Annotated in this window: 15 protein-coding genes; all 15 read left to right on the top strand. The window is 66.5% G+C overall.

The window, feature by feature from the left end; translation table 11 throughout:
* Positions 1–116: 116 nt before the first annotated feature.
* Positions 117–2336 carry a PAS domain-containing sensor histidine kinase gene (locus JHD82_RS15265; RefSeq protein ID WP_199137277.1) on the top strand — a complete coding sequence of 740 codons (2220 nt, stop codon included), beginning with the start codon at positions 117–119 and terminating at the stop codon, positions 2334–2336.
* 5 nt (positions 2337–2341) lie between these two features.
* On the top strand, positions 2342–3073 hold the full coding sequence (locus tag JHD82_RS15260) for an RluA family pseudouridine synthase (protein ID WP_233174750.1): 732 nt from the start codon (positions 2342–2344) through the stop codon (positions 3071–3073).
* Between the two features lie 340 nt (positions 3074–3413).
* Positions 3414–4535 (top strand): branched-chain amino acid ABC transporter substrate-binding protein, encoded by a 1122-nt coding sequence (locus tag JHD82_RS15255; RefSeq protein ID WP_012206134.1) that lies wholly within the window; start codon positions 3414–3416, stop codon positions 4533–4535.
* 97 nt (positions 4536–4632) lie between these two features.
* Positions 4633–5559, top strand: a complete 927-nt coding sequence (livH, locus tag JHD82_RS15250) for a high-affinity branched-chain amino acid ABC transporter permease LivH (RefSeq protein WP_012206135.1) — start codon at positions 4633–4635, stop codon at positions 5557–5559.
* Complete coding sequence (locus tag JHD82_RS15245) at positions 5559–6797, top strand: high-affinity branched-chain amino acid ABC transporter permease LivM (RefSeq protein WP_012206136.1); 1239 nt, start codon at positions 5559–5561, stop codon at positions 6795–6797. The genes livH and JHD82_RS15245 overlap by 1 nt, the downstream gene beginning before the upstream one ends.
* Before the next feature lie 52 nt (positions 6798–6849).
* Positions 6850–7617, top strand: a complete 768-nt coding sequence (gene livG / locus JHD82_RS15240; protein ID WP_012206137.1) for a high-affinity branched-chain amino acid ABC transporter ATP-binding protein LivG — start codon at positions 6850–6852, stop codon at positions 7615–7617.
* Between the two features lie 8 nt (positions 7618–7625).
* On the top strand, positions 7626–8327 hold the full coding sequence (locus JHD82_RS15235) for an ABC transporter ATP-binding protein (protein WP_034398706.1): 702 nt from the start codon (positions 7626–7628) through the stop codon (positions 8325–8327).
* Positions 8328–8494: 167 nt separating this feature from the next.
* On the top strand, positions 8495–9406 hold the full coding sequence (pdxK, locus tag JHD82_RS15230) for a pyridoxine/pyridoxal/pyridoxamine kinase (RefSeq protein WP_199137261.1): 912 nt from the start codon (positions 8495–8497) through the stop codon (positions 9404–9406).
* Positions 9403–10179, top strand: a complete 777-nt coding sequence (locus JHD82_RS15225; RefSeq protein WP_199137259.1) for an SDR family NAD(P)-dependent oxidoreductase — start codon at positions 9403–9405, stop codon at positions 10177–10179. Before pdxK ends, JHD82_RS15225 begins: the two co-directional genes overlap by 4 nt.
* A 289-nt stretch (positions 10180–10468) precedes the next feature.
* Positions 10469–11467 carry a hypothetical protein gene (locus JHD82_RS15220; protein ID WP_013801930.1) on the top strand — a complete coding sequence of 333 codons (999 nt, stop codon included), beginning with the start codon at positions 10469–10471 and terminating at the stop codon, positions 11465–11467.
* Positions 11468–11608: 141 nt separating this feature from the next.
* A complete protein-coding gene (gene ligD / locus JHD82_RS15215) occupies positions 11609–14248 on the top strand; it encodes a DNA ligase D (RefSeq protein WP_199137257.1) in 2640 nt (879 codons plus the stop codon).
* Between the two features lie 34 nt (positions 14249–14282).
* Positions 14283–15260, top strand: a complete 978-nt coding sequence (locus tag JHD82_RS15210) for a Ku protein (protein ID WP_199137255.1) — start codon at positions 14283–14285, stop codon at positions 15258–15260.
* Positions 15261–15476: 216 nt separating this feature from the next.
* The gene (locus tag JHD82_RS15205; RefSeq protein WP_043824693.1) at positions 15477–15686 is read left to right on the top strand and encodes a hypothetical protein; all 210 of its coding nucleotides are present in this window, start codon (positions 15477–15479) and stop codon (positions 15684–15686) included.
* 152 nt (positions 15687–15838) lie between these two features.
* The gene (locus tag JHD82_RS15200; RefSeq protein WP_199137253.1) at positions 15839–17926 is read left to right on the top strand and encodes a catalase; all 2088 of its coding nucleotides are present in this window, start codon (positions 15839–15841) and stop codon (positions 17924–17926) included.
* Between the two features lie 436 nt (positions 17927–18362).
* A complete protein-coding gene (locus tag JHD82_RS15195) occupies positions 18363–19424 on the top strand; it encodes a DNA topoisomerase IB (protein ID WP_063325601.1) in 1062 nt (353 codons plus the stop codon).
* The last annotated feature ends 95 nt before the right edge of the window (positions 19425–19519 follow it).

The raw sequence follows: 19519 nt of genomic DNA, 5'->3' as shown, positions 1-19519 counted from the left end.
CTGGCGCGCGTACACTGCGGCCCTGCCCGCGCCGGGCTTCGGTAATCTGCCGGACGCCGGGCGCGGGCCACCAGGATTTGTGCGGCATGTGCCGCTTTCCCCAGCGCCAGCCCGCGATGAGCAGCCCAGACCATTCCGATCCGCCTCGCGACGACGAGCATCTGCCCCTGCATGCGCTGCTGGCGCCCGGCGCCGACCTGCCCCCCGTCGAACGCTTCCCCCCCTTCCAGCCCGAAGACGACCCGCTGCAGGCCCTGGTGGCCGAGCTGCGCAACTACCAGCGCGAACTGGAAATCCAGAACCGCGTGCTGGACTACAGCCAGGCCGTGGCCGAAAGCGCCTCCGAGCGCTTCGAGGCCCTGTTCGCCAGCATTCCCCTGCCCCTGCTGGTTGTGGACGAGCACGACATGGTGGTGCAGGCCAACGCCATGGCGCACAGCGCCTTCCAGCCCTCCGAGCATGACCGGCTGCTGGTGAACTTCGCGCCCTTCGTGCACCCGGACGACGCCGAGCGCGTGCGCGAGACCTTCTCCGCCGCACGCGAGCTGGGCCGCACCGAGGCCCACGAGGTCTGCTTCGAGATCACCGAGCAGCACCAGCTGCGCGCCGACCTGCACGTGGCCTGCATCGCCATCCCCCAGCAAAGCGGCCCGCCCATTGCCCAGTACCTGTGCGCCGTGGTGGACCAGGGCCCTCTGCTGGCCGAGCGCCTGGCGCTGCAGCAGCGCAACCACCAGCTGTTCCTGAGCGAGCGGCGGCTGGAATCGGTCATCAACTCGGCGCTGGACGCCATCATCTGCCTGGACTCTGACCAGCGCATCACCGTCTTCAATCCCACGGCCGCCGCCCTGTTCCTGTGCCCGCCGCACGACGCGCTGGGCAGTCCGCTGGAGCGTTTCCTGCCCGATGCGGCACAGGCCCTGTCCTTTGCACCTCTGACCACGCAGGCCGTGCTGGGCGAGATGACGGCGCGCACGGCCAGCGGCCGCGAGATTCCGGTCGAGGTCAGTGTCTCCTTCGAGCACCACAGCGGCGGCGAGACCACCACCGTGTTCGCGCGCGACCTCACCAGCCGCAAGAAGGCCGAGGCCCAGCGCAACGAACTGGAAGACCAGCTGCGCGAATCGCACAAGATGCAGGCCCTGGGCACCATGGCCGGCGGCATTGCGCACGACTTCAACAACATCGTGGGCGCCATCCTGGGCAACGTGGAACTGGCCAAGGCCGACTGCGGCGGCAATGCCGCAGCCATCGAAAGCCTGCAGGAGATCGAAAAGGCCGGCCGCCGCGCGCGCGACCTGGTGCGCCAGATCCTGACCTTCAGCCGCAACGAGCCGCCCCAGCGCAAGCCCGTGCAGGCGCGCGAAGTCATGGGCGACACGGCGCGGCTGCTGCGCGTGACCCTGCCGCCCGCCGTGGAGCTGCAGGTGCACGTGCCGCCGCAGCTGCCCCCCATGCTGGCCGACGCCATGCAGGTGGAGCAGGCCCTGTTCAACCTGTGCACCAACGCCATGCACGCCCTGGGTGAGCGGCGCGGCCTGATCCAGATGGACGCCGACCTGGTGCGCCCCGACCAGCGCCTGTGCGAGCGCCTGGGCCTGCCACCCGTCAGCTACGTGGCGCTGTCGGTGCAGGACAACGGCCCCGGCATGGATGCGCGCACGCTGCAGCGCATCTTCGAGCCCTTCTTCACCACCAAGCCCGTGGGCCAGGGAACGGGCCTGGGCCTGCCCGTGGTGCACGGCGTCATGCGCAACCACGGCGGCGCCGTGGACGTGTACAGCATCCCAGGACAAGGCAGCCGCTTCACGCTGTACTTTCCCCCGGCCGACGCCCTGGCGCCCGCCGAGTACGCGCCTGCCCAGGCGTCCGTGGCCGAAACGCCGCCCAGCCTGCCGGAGCCGCTGGCAGCCGCAGAAACCCCGACCGGCCCGCAGTTCGCCCTGCTGCCCGACCCGCAGGCCGCACAGCAGCATGTGATGTACGTGGACGACGACCAGGCCCTGGTCTTCCTCGTGCAGCGCCTGCTGCGCCGTCGCGGCTACCAGGTCAGCGGCTTCACCGATCCTCACGAGGCCACCGAGGCGCTGCGCGCTGCCCCCCAGGACTACGACCTGCTGGTCACCGACTACAACATGCCCGGCTACAGCGGCATCGACCTGGTGTATGAGGCGCTGTCCATCCAGCCCCTGCTGCCCATCGCCCTGGCCTCGGGCTACATCACCGCCGAGATCGAGCAGGCCGCCATGGCCGCTGGCGCCCGGGCCCTGGTGCACAAGCCCAATGACGTGGAGGAGCTGTGCGCCACCGTGCACAGGCTCCTCAATGAACGGTGAACGGCTTGAACACTGAAACGCCGCAGGAGTGCATCGGTGCTGGTGCTGGTGCTGGTGCTGGTGCTGCTGCCGATGCCGATATCGATGCAGGTGTCTCCTGCCTGTACGAGGACGCCGAGCTGCTGGTGCTGGACAAGCCCTCCGGCCTGCTGTGCGTGCCCGGGCGCGGCCCCGACAAGCAGGACTGCCTGAGCGGCCGCGCCTTGCAGCGCTGGCCCGATGCGCTGGTCGTGCACCGGCTGGACCAGGCCACCTCGGGCCTGGTGGTCATGGCGCGCAGCCTGGCCAGCCAGCGCCTCCTGAGCGAAGCCTTTGCGCAGCGCCGCGTGCACAAGCGCTATGTGGCCGTGGTCGCCGGCCGCCCTGCCGCGCAGCAGGCCGACGCCTGGCAAAGCATCGACCTGCCGATAGCCGCCGACTGGGAGCGGCGCCCCTTGCGCATCATCGACGCCCTGCAGGGCAAGCCCAGCCAGACCCTGTGGCGCGCCATGCCCGCAGCCACCGAAGGCCAGGGCACACCCACCACGCGGGTGCAGCTGCAGCCCGTGACGGGCCGCACCCACCAGTTGCGCGTGCACATGGCGGCGCTGGGCCATGCCATCCTGGGCGATACGCTCTACGCCGATGCCGCCGTGCAGGCCCTGTCGCCGCGCCTGCTGCTGCATGCGCACCAGTTGGAGCTGGCCCATCCCCTGTCGGGCCAAACGCTGCGTTTCGAATCCGCCGTGCCGTTTTGATCCACCGCAGAAACACGCAAACCGGCGCCCTCTGGCGCGTTGCTGCAATGCAACATTCCGTGTACGTGTTTCCCCTTCTTGCAGTCGGTCATATTGGTTTCATGCAGCACCGTCCGGGTGCACCGTCGGCATCAGGCGTTTTCGTCGCCCAAAACCGGCGTTGACAAGCGGCCTGCGATGGCATCCAGCCCTTAGCGAAAAGCCTGCATGCGCGCCAGCCCCGGGATACCCTGTTGCCATTGGTAACCAGGAGATTAATCTGTGCTTCTTTGCGCGGATCGCCCCTACAGGAGCCACCGCGTTTTTCAGAACGCTTTACCCAAAGTTGAAGGAAGTACTCATGAGCATTCCGTTCCGCATGCACACCGTCGTCGCCGCCCTGGGTTTGGCTGGTGCCGCCTTGTTCTCCACAGCGCATGCGCAAATCAAGATCGCCATGGTGGTTCCCACCACCGGCCCGCTGACGCAGTACGGCGACATGGTCAAGGAAGGCGTGAACACCGCCGTGGAAATGGCCAATGCGGCTGGCGGCGTCAATGGCAAGAAGATCGAGCTGGTGTCCGTCGATGACGCCTGCGAACCCAAGCAAGGCCCCGTGGCCGCCAACCGCGTGGTCAACGCCAAGATCGGCTACGTGATCGGCCCCGTCTGCTCGGGCGCATCGATTGCCGCCGCCCCGATCTACAACAACGAAGGCGTGGTCGTCGTGACCCCCTCGGCCACCTCCCCGGCCCTGACCGACGGCAAGAACTACCACTTCATCTTCCGCACCATCGGCCGCGATGACCAGCAGGGCCCGGCCGCCGCCAAGTTCATCCTGGACAAGGCCAAGCCCAAGAAGGTTGCCGTGCTGCACGACAAGCAGTCGTATGGCCAGGGCATTGCCTCCTCCGTGCGCGACGACCTGAAGAAGGCCGGCGTGGAAGTGGCCCTGTTCGAAGGCATCAACGCCGGCGACAGCGACTACTCCGCCGTCATCACCAAGCTCAAGAGCGCCGGTGTGGACTTCGTCTACTACGGCGGCTACCACCCTGAAATGGGCCTGCTGCTGCGCCAGGCTTCCGAGCAGGGTCTGAAGGTCCGCATGATGGGTCCCGAAGGCGTGGGCAACCCCGAAGTCAACGCCATCGCCGGCAACGCCGTCGAAGGCATGCTGGTGACCCTGCCTGCAGACTTCTCGGCCAACCCCAAGAACGCCGCCGTGGTCAAGGCCTTCAAGGACAAGAAGCGCAATCCCTCTGGCGCCTTCCAGCTGACCGCCTTTGCCGCCACGCAAGTGCTGCTGGACAGCATCAAGGCCGTCGGCGACAGCCCCGCCAAGGTGGCTGACCACCTGCACAAGTCCAACTTCGAGACCGTTCTGGGATCGGTGGGCTGGAACAAGCAGGGCGACCTGAAGTCCTTCGACTTCCAGGTGTTCGAATGGCACAAGGACGGCAGCAAGTCGGTCGCTGCCAAGTAATCCCCCTCGTTGACTGGCCGGGGCACGCTTGCGCGTGTCCCGGTTGTCTGCATCCTGGCCTTTTAGGCCTTTTCCTGTTTTGGGGCGGCATTACACCATGTCAGAACTCTTACCTCAGCTGATACAGCAGCTGTTCAACGGACTGTCCCTGGGCGCCATCTATGCCCTGATCGCCATCGGCTACACAATGGTCTACGGCATCATCGGGATGATCAACTTCGCCCACGGCGACATCTACATGATCGGCGCCTACATCGGCCTGGTCACGCTGTCGGCCATCGGCACGACAAGCGGCCTGCCCGTGTGGGCCATCATCGGCCTGATGCTGGTGGTGTCGGTCTTCGTCACCGGCGTCTACGGCCTGGTGGTGGAACAGGTGGCCTACAAGCCGCTGCGCCGCAGCCCCCGCCTGGTGGCCCTGATCTCGGCCATCGGCATGTCCATCTTCCTGCAGAACTGGGTGGCCCTGGGCCAGGGCGCGCGCGACATGGCCGTGCCCTCGCTGCTGCCGGGCGCGCTGCGCTTCGGCGCCGAAGGTGGCTTCGAGATCTATGTGCCCTACTCGCGCATCCTGATCATCGTGGTCGCCATCGTGCTCATGGTGCTGCTGACGCTGTACATCCGCCATTCCCGCATGGGCCGCGCCTCGCGCGCCTGCGCCCAGGACATGCACATGGCCAGCCTGCTGGGCATCGACACCAACCGCGTGATCTCGTTCACCTTCGTGCTGGGCGCCATGCTGGCGGCCGTGGGCGGCGTGCTGATCGCGCTGGCCGTGGGCAAGCTCAACCCGTTCATCGGCTTTCTGGCCGGCATCAAGGCCTTCACGGCGGCGGTGCTGGGCGGCATCGGCTCCATCCCCGGCGCCATGCTGGGCGGCGTGCTGCTGGGCGTGGCCGAGACCTTTGCTGCGGCCTACATCTCGTCCGAGTACAAGGACATCGTGGCCTTCGGCCTGCTGGTGCTGATCCTGCTGTTCCGCCCCACGGGCCTGCTGGGCAAGCCTGAAGTGGAGAAGGTCTGATGAAAGCCAAACCCACCTTGAACCTGCGCGACGCCCTGATCGCCACGGTGATGACGGCCGTGGTCGTCACGCCCATCTTCGGCCTGCACCTGGAGCGCGCCGGCACCCGCACCATCATCAACCCCGACTGGACGGTGGTGGCCTGGGCCTGCGCCCTGGTCTTCCTGGTGCAGCTGCTGCGCCCGCTGATCGCGGCGAAGATGCCCAAGGTCTCGCTGCCCTCGCTGCCGCACGCACGCCCCAGCCACCGCAACGGTCTGATCCTGGCCGCCCTGCTGATCGCCGTGTCCTGGCCCTTCTTCGCGGGCCGCAACGCGGTGGACATCGCCACGCTGGCCATGATCTACGTGATGCTGGGCCTGGGCCTGAACATCGTCGTGGGCTTTGCCGGCCTGCTGGACCTGGGCTTCGTGGGCTTCTACGCCGTGGGCGCCTACACCTATGCGCTGCTGTTCCACTGGGCCGGCTGGTCCTTCTGGGAAGCGCTGCCGCTGGCTGGCGCCGCTGCCGCGATGTTCGGCTTCGTGCTCGGCTTTCCGGTGCTGCGGCTGCGCGGTGACTACCTGGCCATCGTGACACTGGGCTTCGGCGAAATCATCCGCCTGATGCTGGTCAACCTGACCAGCATCACGGGCGGGCCGGACGGCATCTCCAGCATCCCCAAGCCCACGGTGCTGGGCCTGGAGATGACGCGCACCCCCTCCACCGAGGGCGGCACGACCTTCCACCAGTTCCTGGGGCTGGAGTTCAGCTCGCTGCACATGGTGATCTTCCTGTACCTGATGGCGCTGCTGCTGGCCGTGATCACGCTGTGCATCTCCAACCGCCTGGTGCGCATGCCCATAGGCCGCGCCTGGGAGGCGCTGCGCGAGGACGAGATCGCCTGCCGCTCCCTGGGCCTGAACCCCATGAAGATCAAGCTGTCCGCCTTCACGCTGGGCGCCATGTTCGCCGGCCTGGGCGGCGCCTTCTTCGCGGCGCGCCAGGGCATCGTCAACCCCGAATCGTTCACCTTCATCGAATCGGCGCTGATCCTGTCCATCGTGGTGCTGGGCGGCATGGGCTCGCAGCTGGGGGTGATCATCGCGGCCATCTTGCTGACGGTGCTGCCCGAGCTGGCGCGCGAGTTCTCCGAGTACCGCATGCTGATCTTCGGCCTGGTGATGGTGCTGATGATGATCTGGCGCCCGCAGGGCCTGCTGCCCATGCGCCGCCACCATGTGGAGGTGCGCTCATGAGGCATGCCGACACCATGATTTTTGGGACAACAGAAAGCAGCAAGGGCCGGCAATGAGCGAGTATTTGCTAGAAGTCAAAGACCTGTGCATGCGCTTCGGCGGCCTGCTGGCCGTGGACCATGTGGGTTTCAACGTGCGCCCGCAGGAAGTGTTTGCCATCATCGGCCCCAACGGCGCCGGCAAGACCACGGTGTTCAACTGCATCAGCGGTTTCTACCAGCCCAGCAGCGGCTCCGTCACGCTGGACGGCAGCGCCATCGAGGGCCGCAGCAGCCACCACGTGGCCAACCACGGCGTGGTGCGCACCTTCCAGAACGTGCGGCTGTTCAAGTCCATGACGGTGCTGGAAAACCTGCTGGTGGCACAGCACCGCCGCTCGGGCGTCAACCTGCTGTCGGGCCTGTTCAACACGGCAAGCTACCGCCGCAGCGAAGAGGAAAAGATCGAGAGCGCCCTGCACTGGCTGGACGTCATGGGCCTGCGCGAGTTCGTCAACCGCGAGGCCGGCAACCTGGCCTACGGCCACCAGCGCCGCCTGGAGATCGCGCGCTGCATGATCACCAAGCCGCGCGTGCTCATGCTCGACGAACCGGCCGCCGGCCTGAACCCGCAGGAGAAGAAGGACCTGCAGGGCCTGATCGACCAGTTGCGGCGCCAGTACGGCATTGCCGTGCTGCTGATCGAGCACGACATGGGCCTGGTCATGGGCGTGTCCGAGCGCATCCTCGTCATGGAGTACGGCAAGCCCATCGCCATGGGCCTGCCGGACGCCATCCGCAACGATGAACGGGTCATCAAGGCCTACCTGGGAGAAGCCTGATGCCTGCCATGCTGCAACTGGAGAACATCTCCACCCACTACGGTGCCATCTGCGCGGTCGACAGCGTGAGCCTGCACGTCAACCAGGGCGAAATCGTCTCGCTGATCGGCTCCAACGGCGCCGGCAAGACCTCGCTGCTGATGACGGTGTGCGGCAACCCGCGCGCCAGCTCGGGCCGCATCTCGTTCGAGGGCGAGGACATCACCCAGCTGCCCTCGCACCACATCATGCGCAAGGGCATCGCGGTCTCGCCCGAGGGGCGGCGCATCTTCTCGGACCTCACGGTCACGGACAACCTGAAGATGGGCGGATTCTTCCTGGACAAGCCGCAGATCGAGGCCGGCATCGAACATGTGTTCGGCCTCTTCCCGCGCCTGCGTGAGCGCGCCCACCAGCGCGCCGGCACCATGTCGGGCGGCGAGCAGCAGATGCTGGCCATCGGCCGCGCGCTGATGAGCAAGCCCCGCCTGCTGCTGCTGGACGAGCCCACGCTGGGCCTGGCGCCGCTGATCATTGCGCAGATCTTCGAGATCATCCAGACCATCCGCACGGCCGGCGTCACGGTCTTCCTGGTCGAGCAGAACGCCAACCGCGCCCTGCAGATCGCCGACCGCGGCTATGTGCTGGAAACCGGCAAGGTGGTGCTGGAAGACACCGGCGCCAACCTGCTGACCAACGACGCCGTGCGCCGCGCCTACCTGGGCGCCTGACAACGCACAGGCGCCCAGCGCTCCATGGGCCCGCCCTTTGGCGGGCCTTTTTCTTTTCACGCGCAGATCGCCCAGTGGTCTGGTCATGCGCGGCCGATTGTGGGGTCTGCGGCCTGGGCGCAGGCGTTATAAAACACGTCCCTGCCTCTCATTGCTCCCCCACGCCCATGAACGCCTGCGCTCCCCAAGACATGCTGCACCCCCTGGCCATCGACGTGGTGTCCGTGCAGTCCCAGGTCGTCTACGGCCGCGTTGGCAACAACGTGGCCATGCCCACGCTGCAGGCGCTGGGGCTGGCGGCGGCGGCCGTGCCCACGGTGGTGTTCAGCAACACGCCGCACTATCCCAGCATCCACGGCGGGGCGATTGCCGCCGAGTGGTTTGCGGGCTATCTGCAGGACCTGGGCGCGCGCGGCGGATTGCGGCAGTTGCAGGCCGTGCTGGCCGGCTACCTGGGCGGGCCGGCCCAGGCCACGCTGCTGGCGGACTGGGTTGCCGGCCTGCTGGCGCAGCGGCCCGGCCTGCGCGTGGTGGTGGACCCGGTGATCGGCGACCACGACAGCGGCATCTATGTGGACCCCGCCATGGTCGAGGCCTACCAGCGCCACCTGCTGCCGCTGGCCGACGGGCTGACACCCAACCATTTCGAGCTGGAGCGGCTGACCGCGCGCCCTGTGCGCGGCATGGACGATGTGGTCCAGGCCGCGCGCAGCCTGCTCAAGGGACGCACGCAGTGGGTGGCCGTGACCAGCGCATCGCCCGAGCTGGACGGCGAGCCCGCCCAGCGCATGCGCGTGGCCCTGGTCACGCGCGATGACGTGCATGTGATCACCCACGCGCGGGTGGATGCGGTGCCCAAGGGAACGGGCGATCTGTTCAGTGCCGCGCTCACCGGCCACTGGCTGCAGGGCGCCAGCCTGCACGAGGCGGCCGAGCGTGCCTGCGAACGCATCGTGCAGGCGCTGGAGCGCACCCGGCAGGCGCACAGCGCCGAGCTGCTGCTGCCATCGGACCCTGTCGCCGCCCAGGCAGCGGCCGGGCCGGCAGCACGGGCACAAGCGATACCATCGCCCGCATGAACAATGCATCGCCTCTTCTTTCCCTGACGATTCTTACCGGCGCCTCGCGCGGCATGGGCCTGGCCATGGCCCGGCAACTGCTGGATGCCGGCCATGAACTGGTCACGCTGTCGCGCTCCACCAGCGAAGACCTGGCCCAGGCGGCCGCCACGGCGGGCGCGCCGCTTCAGCAGTGGAGCGTGGACCTGGGCGAGCCCGAGGCCGCGGCCCGCAGGCTGGGCGACTGGCTGGCCGGCCTGGACGCCACGCGCTACGCCAGCGTCACCCTGATCAACAACGCGGGCGTGATTCCGCAGATTGCGCCGCTGTCTCAGCTGCAGCCCGCCGACATTGCCCAGGCCATGCGCGTGGGGCTGGAGGCGCCCATGCTGCTGACGGCCACCTTCCTGGCCGCCACCGAGGGCTGGACAGCCGTGCCGCGCAAGGTGCTCAACATTTCTTCGGGCCTGGGCCGGCGCGCCATTGCCTCGCAGGCCTCCTACTGCGCGGCCAAGGCCGGCATGGACCATTTCAGCCGCAGCGTGGCGCTGGACGAGGCGCTCAAGCCCCACGGCGCGCGCATCTGCTCGCTGGCGCCCGGCGTCATCGACACCGACATGCAGGTGCAGCTGCGCAGCGCCGATGCCGCCGCCTTCCCCGATGCAGGCAACTTCGCCCAGCTCAAGGAGGGCGGCAAGCTGTCCACGCCCGAGCAGGCGGCAGCCCAGGTGCTGGGCTGGCTGCAGCGTGCCGATTTTGGCGAGCAGGTGGTGGCCGACGTGCGCCAGCCCTGAGCATTTTCCGGATGGCAGCTTCAATGCGGCGATGAATATCCGGCAATGAAAAAATCATTGCCGCACTGACCTGAATAATCCGAATACCCGCCCTGGAAAATGTTCTGCAAGAATTACCGATTGCAGGCAGCATTTTCCATATCCGGCCTGAGCATTCGATTGAAAATCGTCATCTGGCAAAGGATGACGTTTTTCATCTGCGTTTGTCAGTCCTGCATTTCCAATCCTCCTACAGCGGCGGCTATTGCGACTGGCAAGAATGGGGCACTCAACTCCAAGAAAGTCGGCCATGTCCATTGCCTATTCCGAATCCGCGCCCCTGGCTGAAGCGCCAGTGGTCAACACGGTCGCCACCGTAGATACCTCACGCAGCGGCGTTTCATGGGCCGCGATATTTGCCGGCGCCATGGCGGCGGCATCGCTGTCGCTGCTGCTGTTCATTCTGGGCACGGGCCTGGGCCTGTCGTCGGTGTCGGTATGGTCCGGTGAAGGCCTGGATGCCGGCGCCCTGGGCCTGACGGCCGTGGCCTGGATCGCCTTCACCCAGCTGGCCTCGGCCGGCGTGGGCGGCTATCTGGCCGGGCGGCTGCGCACACGCTGGCAAGGCGTGCACACGGACGAGGTCTACTTCCGCGACACGGCCCACGGCTTTCTGTCCTGGGCACTGGCCACGCTGGCCATGGTGGCCCTGATGGGCGCCGCTGCAGGCGGTGCCGTCTCCGGCGCCTTCAAGGCCGCGCAGACCGTGGCCACCAGCGCCTCCAACGTGGTGGGCGGCGCGATCGGCGCCGCCGGCGGTGCGGCTGCAGGCGGTGCCGCAGCCATGGCCGGCGCCTCGGGCGCCGATGCCTCGCCCCAGGGCCTGGCCTACTGGACCGGCAGCCTGTTCCGCAATTCCGGCGCCGCAACCACCACCAGCAATGCCACCCCCGCCGACCTGGCCAGCGCCACCCGCGAGGCCGGCGTGATCTTTGCCCAGTCGCTGCGCACCGGCCAGCTGTCTCCCGCCGACGAGCAATACCTGGCCCAGCTGATTGCGCGCAATTCCGATATGTCCGTGGAAGATGCGCAAAAGAAAGTGCGTAGCACCTTTGATTCCGTGCAAATGCAGATAAAGCAGGCCGAGCAAAAGGCTGAAGAAGCCAAGCAAAAGGCCAAGCAGGCAGCCGAAGAGGCACGCAAGGCCACGGCCCATTCCATGCTCTGGCTGTTTGTTTCGCTGATGCTGGGCGCTTTTGTGGGCAGCCTGTGCGCCACCTGGGGTGGTCGTCAACGCGATGCCTTTTGATAATCCCCGGCACTGAAACCCAATCAATCCAATTCAATCCATTCAACGGAGGCTTGCCATGCGATCCATACTGCTTTTTCTCCTGGGCGTTCCCATTCCCATCATCATCCTGATTGCGCTCATCCACTGACGGATGCCGCCATGCCGGCCACGCGCAGCAAGTCCCAGGCATCCCGCCCGGCCCGCCCCACCAATGGGGCGGCCAAGGCGGCGACACCCCAGGCCTCGCTCGCGCTGTACCGGCAAAAGCGCGACTTCACGCGTACACCGGAACCTTCGGCAGAACCTTCCAGTGAGACGATTGCAGGGCAGCCCGGCGCGGGCGCTCTGCAATTCGTCATTCAAAAGCACTGGGCCAGCCACCTTCACTACGACTTTCGGCTGGAGCTGGACGGCAGCATGAAGAGCTGGGCCGTGCCCAAGGGTCCCAGCTACGACCCGGCCGACAAGCGCATGGCCGTCCAGGTGGAAGACCACCCCATGGCCTACAACCGCTTCGAGGGCCAGATTCCACCGGGACAATACGGCGCCGGCAAGGTCATCATCTGGGACCGTGGCACCTGGCTGCCCGAGGGCGATGCGGCCGAAGGCTATCGCAAGGGCAAGCTCAAGTTCGAACTGCGCGGCCACAAGCTGCAGGGCCGCTGGACCCTGGTGCGCATGCGCGGCAAGGACGACGCCAAAAAGCCCGCCTGGCTGCTGATCAAGGAGCACGACGGCCTGGAACGTGCTGCCAGCGAATTCAACGTGGTCGAGGACATGCGCGACAGCGTGGCAGGCCTTCCCCTGCCCACCGCCACAGCGCCCATCACCACACCCGTCACCACACCCGTCACCACGCCCGTCGCTACGCCCGTCGCCGCGCCCATGCCGCAGAGCATCGCCCCGCAGCTGGCAACCTTGGTGGACCATGCACCTGCAGATGCAGGGCAATGGATCTTCGAGAGCAAGTTCGACGGCTACCGGCTGCTGGCGCGCATCGAGGATGGCGCCGTTCGCCTTTTCACGCGCAACGGCAAGGACTGGACCACCAAAATGCCCGCCCTGGCCCGCGCCTTTGCCGCACTGCCCCTGCAATCGGGCTGGGTGGATGGCGAGGTGCTGATGCTGGACAGCGACAGCCGCCCTGACTTCCAGGCCCTGCAAAACGCCTTTGACGGCGAGCGCACCGACCACCTGGTGTTCTTCGCGTTTGACCTGCTGTGGCATGACGGCCAGGACCTGCGGCCCCAGCCCGTGGAGCAGCGCCGCCAGCAGTTGCAGGCCCTGCTGCACAAGGCGCCTTCGGACCGCCTTCGTTTCAGCGAGGCCTTTGACGCCCCGCCCGCCGACCTGGTGGCCGCCGCCTGCCAGCTGGGCCTGGAGGGCGTGATCGGCAAGCGGCGCGGCAGCGCCTATGCCTCACGGCGCAGTGCGGACTGGATCAAGCTCAAGTGCGGCCTGCGCCAGGAATTCGTGATCGCGGGCTACACCGATCCCCAGGGCACGCGCACGGGCCTGGGCGCCCTGGTCCTGGCCGTGCATGGCGAGGACGGGCAGCTGCGCGCGGCAGGCAAGGTGGGCACGGGGTTCAACAGGCGCACCCTGGCCGACCTGCGCCAGCGCCTGGAGCGCCTTGCCACGGGCACCTCGCCGCTGGCGGACAGCCGGGGCCTTGGCAGTGGGGTGCACTGGGTGCGCCCCACGCTGCTGGCCGAGGTCTCGTTCGCGCAGTGGACCGAGGACGGCCAGGTCCGCCATGCCGTATTCCAGGGCCTGCGTGCGGACAAGCCTGCACGCAGCATTGTCAAAGAGGAGCCACAGCACGTGCCATCGACCGCATCTTCCGCCAGCGCTGCAGCCACGCCTGGCGCCGCACGAACGCAAACCCGCAATGCCAGGGCGGCGCGACTGCCCGCCTCGATGACCATCACCCATCCCGAGCGGGTCATCGATCCCTCCACCGGCATCACCAAGATGGATCTGGCGCGCTACTACGCCACGGTGGCGCCCTTCATGATCACCCACCTCAAGTCCCGGCCCGTGGCCATGGTGCGGGCGCCGGACGGCATCGAGGGCGAGCTGTTCTTCCAGAAGCACCTCGACCAGGCGCCGCTGCAGGGCATCGCCGCCCTGTCGCCGGAACTGGACCCCGGCCATGCCCCGCTGATGGAGGTGTCCCGGCGCGAAGGCCTGGTGGCGGCGGCGCAGATGAACACCATCGAATGGCACACCTGGAACGCGCGCAAGGACCGCATCGACCGGCCCGACCGCATGACCTTCGACCTGGACCCGGGCGAAGGCGTGCCCTGGCAGCAGGTGCAGGAGGCCGCCAGCCTGCTGCATGTGCTGCTGCAGGAGCTGGAGCTGCCGGCCTTCCTCAAGACCAGCGGCGGCAAGGGCCTGCATGTGGTCGTGCCCATCAAGCGGCTGCTGGACTGGGACACCGTCAAGGCCTTCTCGCAGGCCGTGGTCCAGCACCTGGCCCATGCCGTGCCCCAGCGTTTCGTGGCCAAAAGCGGGCCGCGCAACCGCGTGGGAAAGATTTTTGTGGACTATCTGCGCAACGGCTTCGGCGCCACCACGGCCTGCGCGTGGACAGCCCGGGCGCGGCCGGGCATGGGCATCTCCGTGCCCGTGGCCTGGAACGAGCTGGACAGGCTCACCGGCGGCGCGCATTGGACCATTCGCTCGGTAGACCAGCGCCTGCGCCTGGGCAACTCCCCCTGGGAGCACTACGGCACGGCCGCCGTGGGCCTGGGCCGCGCCATGAAGGCGCTGGGCTTCGAGGCGCAGCGCTGAGCACCGTCCTGCAGGAATCGAAGAAAGCACCGCCATGAAGAAAGCCGCCTCCCCCAAATCCAGCCCGTCCACCTCCGCGCGCAGCATGTGGAAGGGTGCCATCAGCTTTGGCCTGGTGCACATTCCCATCGGCCTGTACGCAGCCACGGCCAGCTCGGACATCGACTTCGACTGGCTGGACAAGCGCAACATGCAGCCCGTGGGCTACAAGCGCATCAACAAGGTCACGGGCAAGGAAGTGGCCACGGCCGACATCGTCAAGGGCGTGGAATTCGAGGAGGGCCGCTACGTGGTGCTGAGCGCTGAAGAGATTGCCGCCGCCTTTCCCAAGACCACGCAGACCATCGAGATCGAGGCCTTTGTCGATGCCCAGGACATCCCCTTCATCTACCTGGAACGCCCCTACTACACCGCCCCCCTGCACCGTGGCGAGAAGGTCTACGCCCTGCTGCGCGAGGCCCTGCGCAAAAGCAACAAGGTGGGTGTGGCCAAGGTGGTCATCCAGACCAAGCAGCACCTGGCCATCCTGATCCCCTGCGGCCGGGCGCTGGTGCTCAACCTGCTGCGCTGGGGCGGCGAGATCCGCTCCTTCGAGCAGCTGGACCTGCCGCCGCTGGACGCCAAGGCCGCCGGCATCAAGAGCGCCGAGATGACCATGGCCATGGCCCTCATCAAGGACATGAGCCAGGCCTGGGACGCCGACCAGTTCCGCAACTCCTTCAGCGAGGAAATCCACCAGCTCGTGCAGGCCAAGGCGCATGCGGGCGATGTCCAAAACGTGGAAAAACAGGAGACCGCACCCGCCGCGCCGGCCAACGCGGCCGTGCTGGACCTGACGGCCCTGCTCAAGAACAGCCTGGGCAAGGGCGCAGGCGGACCATCCGCCACCGCAGCCAAGGAAAAAAATACCGCGTCAACGGTAAAAAATGCAAAGACCCCAGCGTCCAGAAAATCCACAAAATCCACAAAAACCCCGGCCAGGGCCCCTGCAAAACGCCCTGGCGCCAAATAACCCTATATTTAACCTGGCTGCATTTTTTACAAAAGCAATTTCATTATAAGAAATACATCCATTTGTACCGACAAAATGGAGCCAAGCCACTCCATAGCAAATTCCAATGATTTACCAAAAGTAATCTTCCAAATATCCTACAAGCCGGCCATTTTCACGGTCGCACAATGAAATTGCAGTGATGACGGCATCGCTGTTTACTTAAGGAGTACGGAAATGACGCAACAGACCAACAACCCTCAAGGCAACACGGCCAGCAACCAGCAAAACGACAAGAACAAGCAGCAGCAACAGAACAATCCGGGGCAGCAGCAGCAAAGCAATCCCAACAACCCGAACAATCCCAACCAACAGCAGCAACAGAGCAATCCCCAGCGCAACCAACCAGGGGAACAGCAAAAGCAGGGCAGCCATCAGCAGCGTTAAGCTGCCGATAGCGTGAACTGGCAAAGGGCCCCCTGGGCCCTTTTTTTATCTCCAGAGCTTTGCTGACGATGCCCTTTGGCTCAGCCAATCGCCTCTTCCAATAATTATTGCCTCATACAACAGGCCAGCCTCTTTCTTTCAAGGAGTAAATCGTGGCTAAGAAATCCCCTGGTGAAAAGAAATCGTCCAAGCAATCCCCCACGGGCCATGGCGGAGAATTACAGCAACAGGCCGACGGACAGCACCCCGGATTGACCACGCAGCAAGGCATTCCGGTTCCTGACAATCAGAACTCTCTCACCGCCTGGGAAAAAGGCCCTACGCTGCTGGAAGATTTCATCCTGCGCGAGAAAATCACGCATTTCGACCATGAGCGCATTCCAGAGCGAATCGTCCATGCACGCGGCACAGGCGCCCACGGTTATTTCCAGCTGACAGATTCGCTGGAGCAATACACCACCGCCAAGGTCCTGACCGAAACCGGCAAGCAAGTGCCGATCTTTGTGCGCTTCTCCACCGTGGCCGGTGGAGCAGGCTCGGTGGACACCCCGCGCGATGTGCGCGGCTTTGCCATCAAGTTCTATACCGAAGAGGGCAACTGGGACCTGGTGGGCAACAACATACCGGTCTTCTTCATCCAGGACGCCATGAAATTCCCCGACCTGGTCCATGCCGTGAAGATGGAACCCGACCGGGGCTTTCCGCAGGCCGCCACGGCGCACGACACGTTCTGGGACTTCATCTCCCTCATGCCCGAGTCCATGCACATGGTGATGTGGATCATGAGCGACCGCACCATCGCGCGCAGCCTGCGCATGATCGAGGGCTTTGGCGTGCACAGCTTCCGGCTGGTCAATGCCCAGGGTGAAAGCACATTCGTGAAATTCCACTGGCGGCCCGAACTGGGCATCCAGTCCACGGTCTGGGACGAGGCCCTCAAGCTGCAGGCCGCAGACAACGACTACCACCGCCGCGACCTGTTCGAGGCCATCGAGGCGGGCGACTACCCGGCCTGGGAGCTGTGCGTGCAGCTGTTCTCGCAGGAGCAGGCAGACGCCCTGCCCTACGACCACCTGGACCCCACCAAGCTCATTCCCGAAGAGGAAATTCCGCTGCGCAAGATCGGCCGCTTCGTGCTGGACCGCTGGCCCGACAACTTCTTCGCCGAGACCGAGCAGGTGGCCTTCTGCCCGGCCAATATCCCGCCCGGCATCGATTTCAGCAACGACCCGCTGCTGCAGGGCCGCCTGTTCTCGTACCTGGACACCCAGCTGTCGCGCCTGGGCGGGCCCAACTTCACGCAGCTGCCCATCAACGCGCCCAAATGCCCGTTCGCCCACCACCAGCGCGACGGCCATATGCAGACCGAGGTGCCCAAGGGCCGCGTGGCCTACGAGCCCTCCAGCCTGCAGGCCGACAGCCCGCGCGCCTCGGCCGCCCGCGGCTTGCGGCACTTTGCCCAGCCCGCGCAGGAGGGCGCCAAGGGCCGCATCCGCCCCGAGAGCTTTGCCGACCACTACAGCCAGGCGCGCATGTTCTACCAAAGCCAGAGCGCGCAGGAGCAGGCCCACATCGCCAGCGCCCTGGTGTTCGAGCTGTCCAAGGTACAGACGCCGCATGTGCGCCTGGCCGTGGTCGGCCACCTGCAGGTGATAGACGCCGACCTGGCAAAGCGCGTGGCCGACGGCCTGGGCCTGCCCCAGTTGCCGCCTGCCGCCAAGCCTGCCGTGCCCCCGCAAAAGCTGCCGCCCAGCCCGGCCACGCGCATCATCGACCGCATGAAGCCCACCTTGCAGGGCCGCTGCGTTGCCATCCTGGTGGACGAAGGCTCCAGCGCCCGGCACGTTGCCGCCTTCCACCAGGCGCTGGTGGCGCAAAAGGCCAGCGTGAAGATCATTGCGCCCAAGATCGGCGGCGCCACGCTGGACGACGGCAGCCACCTGCCCGCCGACGGCCAGCTGGCCGGATCGCCATCCGCGCAGTTCGATGCCGTGGTGTCCATCATCACGCTGGAGCGCGGCCAGGCGCTGGCCCATGAGGCAGCCGCGCAGGACTGGTTCCGCGACGCATTCGGCCACCTCAAGGCCATTGCCGCCTGCAAGGCCACGCAGCACATCATGAAGACGGCCGGCATCACGCCGGACGAGGGCGTGTTCCCCATCGACAAGCCCGAACCCTTCATCGAAGGCGCCAAGAAGCGCTTCTGGGCCCGCGAAGCGAAGCTGAGAACGCTGGCCTGACCCCCCGCCCCGGCGTGCGCCACATCATTGCCACCAGATGGCACCGCGCCGGACTTCAACCAGCCTTGTACCCGGGCCATTTCCCTCGGGTCCAGGCATGGCGCTTGCCACGGCAACGCCAAGGCCGGCCCGGCCTGCCACCCCTACAGGAGCAACTTCCCATGATCACTTCGGTACCTGCACCCCCTGTCACCCCGCCTGTCACCCCGCCTGTCACCCCGCCTGTCGCGCCCCCCGTCAACCCGCCGCCAACCGAGCCGCTGGTTCCCCCCGTGGGCGACCCGCCACCGGCCCCGGCACCTTCGCCCTATTCCGACCCGCCCATTGCCCCGCCGCCACCGCCGCCGCAGGGGGTGCACTGAGCTCCGCGCCAGCCAGGGGCAGGGCAGCGAACGCAGACGGCCCCGGCCCTGCCCTGACCTATGTGAACGACCGCATGCCCGGCTGGCGCCGCGTGCGGCGCGGCAAGGGCTTTTCCTATGTGGCACAGGACGGCAAGCCCGTGCGCGATGCCCAGGCGCTGGCGCGCATCCGCAAACTCGCCATTCCACCGGCCTATGTGGATGTCTGGATCTGCCCCGATCCCCAGGGCCACCTGCAGGCCACGGGCCGCGATGCCCGGGGCCGCAAGCAGTACCGCTACCACCCGCAGTGGCAGGAACAGCGCAAGCAGGTCAAGTTCGACCGCATGCGCGCCTTTGGCCGCCACCTGCCCGCCATCCGTCGGGCGGTGGCGCGCGACCTCAAGCCTGGCCGGCCGCAGCTGGACACCGTGGTGGCCGCCATCGTCTGGCTGCTGGACTGCACGGCCCTGCGCATAGGCAATGACGAGTATTCCGAGAGCAATGGCTCCTACGGCCTCACCACGCTCAGGAACCGCCATGCCCAGGTGCACGCGGGTGAGCTGACGCTGAGCTTCAAGGGCAAGAGTGGCGTGCTGCAGCAGGCCCGCGTGTCCGACCGGGCCGTGGCCCGCATCGTCAAGCGCTGCCAGGAGCTGCCGGGCCAGCGGCTGTTCCAGTTCATCGACGATGAAGGCGAAGTCCACCATGTGCGATCCGAGCATGTGAACGACTACATCCGCAGGATTTGCGGCAAGGCTGCGGCCCATGGGGCTGATGCCGGAGATACCTCAGACGGCCCGGATTTCAGCGCCAAGGATTTCCGCACCTGGCATGCCAGCGTGTACGCGCTGGAACTTGCGCTGGAACTGGCGCTGACCGCAGGCAAGGCAGCGTCGCAAGAAGGCGCAGGCACCAGTGCGGCGGCGCTGAACGCTCTGGTCACGCAGGTCGCCCGGCGCCTGGGCAATACCTGTGCGGTTTGCCGCAAGTTCTACATCCATCCCCAGGTGCTGGCCCTGTGCGAGCAACCTGGACAGGACATTCCCACCGCACCGGACAGGCGCCCGCGCGGACTGAGCGCCAAGGAATGCCTGTTCCTGGGGCTGCTGCAGCCCCGCAGCGGCCGGCGCGCCAGTCGCCAGCCGCCTCCCTGATGCCGCCTCCCGCACGCCCGGCAAACACTGTGCCTGTGGACTGACAAGACGCCCGCATGCTCGCCCTTAAACTGGCAGATCATGAAATTTTGTCA

It is taken from the genome of Delftia sp. ASV31, assembly GCF_016428765.1.
Classification (GTDB): Bacteria; Pseudomonadota; Gammaproteobacteria; order Burkholderiales; family Burkholderiaceae_C; genus Comamonas; species Comamonas acidovorans.
Note: the sequence above shows the minus strand (reverse complement) of the source record. Positions and strands in the feature narration are given on the sequence as shown.